Origin of the sequence: Microbacterium sp. CPCC 204701, assembly GCF_004010105.1 — a bacterium.
In the GTDB taxonomy this organism is placed as follows: Bacteria; Actinomycetota; Actinomycetes; order Actinomycetales; family Microbacteriaceae; genus Microbacterium.
This window is the reverse complement of the sequence record NZ_RRYE01000468.1, coordinates 1-2,045: the sequence shown is the minus strand read 5'-3', so window position 1 is coordinate 2,045 and position 2,045 is coordinate 1. Positions and strand designations below refer to the sequence as shown.

At 67.3% G+C, this 2,045-nt stretch carries 3 protein-coding genes; all 3 read left to right on the top strand.

What is annotated here, in order from left to right; genetic code table 11:
• Positions 1–22: 22 nt before the first annotated feature.
• Positions 23–940, top strand: a complete 918-nt coding sequence (locus EIO58_RS16875; RefSeq protein WP_127820439.1) for a carbohydrate ABC transporter permease — start codon at positions 23–25, stop codon at positions 938–940.
• A complete protein-coding gene (locus tag EIO58_RS16870; RefSeq protein ID WP_127820438.1) occupies positions 937–1,845 on the top strand; it encodes a carbohydrate ABC transporter permease in 909 nt (302 codons plus the stop codon). Before EIO58_RS16875 ends, EIO58_RS16870 begins: the two co-directional genes overlap by 4 nt.
• Before the next feature lie 2 nt (positions 1,846–1,847).
• Positions 1,848–2,045, top strand: a 198-nt coding sequence (locus EIO58_RS16865) for a DUF620 domain-containing protein (RefSeq protein ID WP_164861821.1), incomplete at its 3' end; no start/stop codon positions are given.

The following is a 2,045-nucleotide window of genomic DNA, read 5'->3' as shown; positions in this document are numbered from 1 at the left end:
CGAGACGGCGGCGCCGGCATCCGTGCCGCCCGCCGCAGCTCCCCGCGCGAAGCCCAGGCGGCGCCGCGACGGCGCCGCCTGGGTCTTCCTCTCGCCGTGGCTCATCGGTGCGGCGCTTCTCACCATCGGGCCGATGGTCGCGTCGCTGGTGCTGTCATTCACCGACTACGACCTGTTCACGGCACCGGAGTTCGTCGGCACGGCCAACTACCAGCGGATGTTCTTCGAGGACCCGCGCTTCTGGAAGTCCGTCGGGGTCACCCTCAACTACGTGCTCGTCGCCGTGCCGGTGAAGCTTGCGGTGGCTCTGGGCATCGCGCTGCTGCTCAACCGCGCACGAACCGGCCAGGGCTTCTACCGATCGGCGTTCTACGCGCCGTCGCTGCTGGGCGCGAGCGTCGCCGTCGCGATCGTCTGGCGCACGCTCTTCTCCAATGACGGCGTCGTCGACAACACCCTCAGCGTTTTCGGGCTCGACCTCGGCGGATGGATCTCGAACCCCTCCCTGGCCCTGTATGTGCTCGTGACCCTCGCCGTCTGGCAGTTCGGCGCGCCGATGGTCATCTTCCTCGCGGGGCTCAAGCAGATACCGGGTGAGCTGTACGACGCCGCCGCCATGGACGGCGCGGGACGCTGGCGCACCTTCTGGTCGGTCACGTGGCCGCTGCTCTCGCCGGTGCTCTTCTTCAACCTCGTGCTCGAGATGATCGGGGCCTTCCAGTCCTTCACGTCGGCGTACGTCGTCAGCGGCGGTCGCGGCGGCCCGATCGACTCCACACTGTTCTTCACCCTGTACCTGTACGACCGCGCGTTCACCGCCTTCGACATGGGCTACGCATCCGCGATGGCGTGGTTTCTGCTGGTGGTCATCGCGATCGTGACGGCCCTGATCTTCCGCAGCTCGCGCAGCTGGGTCCACTACTCGGGAGACGACCGATGAGCGACACCGCCGAGGACCGGACCGCCACTCTCGTCACCGGACGGCCCGCGGAACGCCGACGCCGTCCGCGGCGCACGGTCGTGGGGTCGATCGCCTGGCACGTCTTCTGTCTCGCGCTGCTGGTGCTGCTGCTCTACCCGGTCGTGTGGCTGGTGGGCTCGTCGTTCAAGCCCGGCACCGAGATCCTCACCAACCCCACGCCGTTCCCGCAGCAGTTCACGATCGAGAACTATCAGATCGCTGTCGAGGGGGTCGCGGGGCTCAGCCTCTGGCAGCTCCTGGGCAACTCCCTCACGATCTCGATCCTCACCGTGATCGGCAACGTCCTCAGCTGCGCGCTCGCCGCGTACGCGTTCGCGCGCCTCGACTTCCGCTTCAAGACCGCCCTGTTCGCCTTCATGATCTCGACGATCATGCTCCCGATGCACGTGGTGCTGATCCCGCAGTTCATCATCTTCAACGAGCTCGGAATGGTGGGGACGTTCCTCCCGCTCGTGCTGCCGAAGTTCCTGGCGACCGAGGCGTTCTTCGTGTTCCTGATGGTGCAGTTCATCCGCGGCATCCCGCGCGACCTCGACGAGGCCGCGCTCATCGACGGCGCGGGGCCCTACCGGACGTTCTGGTCGGTGATCCTCCCCCTGATGCGCCCGGCGCTCATCACCACGACGATCTTCTCCTTCATCTGGAGCTGGGACGACTTCTTCCCGCAGCTGATCTACCTGAACGACCCCGACAACTTCACCCTCCAGCTCGGTCTGCGGCTGTTCGTCGACCAGACCAGCGCGTCCGCGTTCGGTCCGATGTTCGCGATGTCGGTGCTGGCTCTGCTGCCCGTCGTCATCTTCTTCGCGGTCTTCCAGCGCTACCTCGTCGACGGCGTCGCCACGTCAGGACTCAAAGGATGACGATGGCCGAGCGCGCGGATCGCGGCCCGACCCGCCCGGCTGCACGCCGCCGGGCGCCGGGCGGCCTCGACCCGCACTCGCCGACGTTCCAGCTCTTCTCCGACGTGCTGTACGTGGGCGTGCTGATCTTCGGACTCTCGCTGCTCGTCATCACGTGGTTCGCGGCGCTGAGCGCCGGCGTCGAGGCGCTGCGGACCGCG

Excerpts from the sequence above, each read along its gene's own strand:
- EIO58_RS16870 (WP_127820438.1), top strand. The coding sequence starts at position 937 with ATGAGCGACACCGCCGAGGACCGGACCGCCACTCTCGTCACCGGACGG.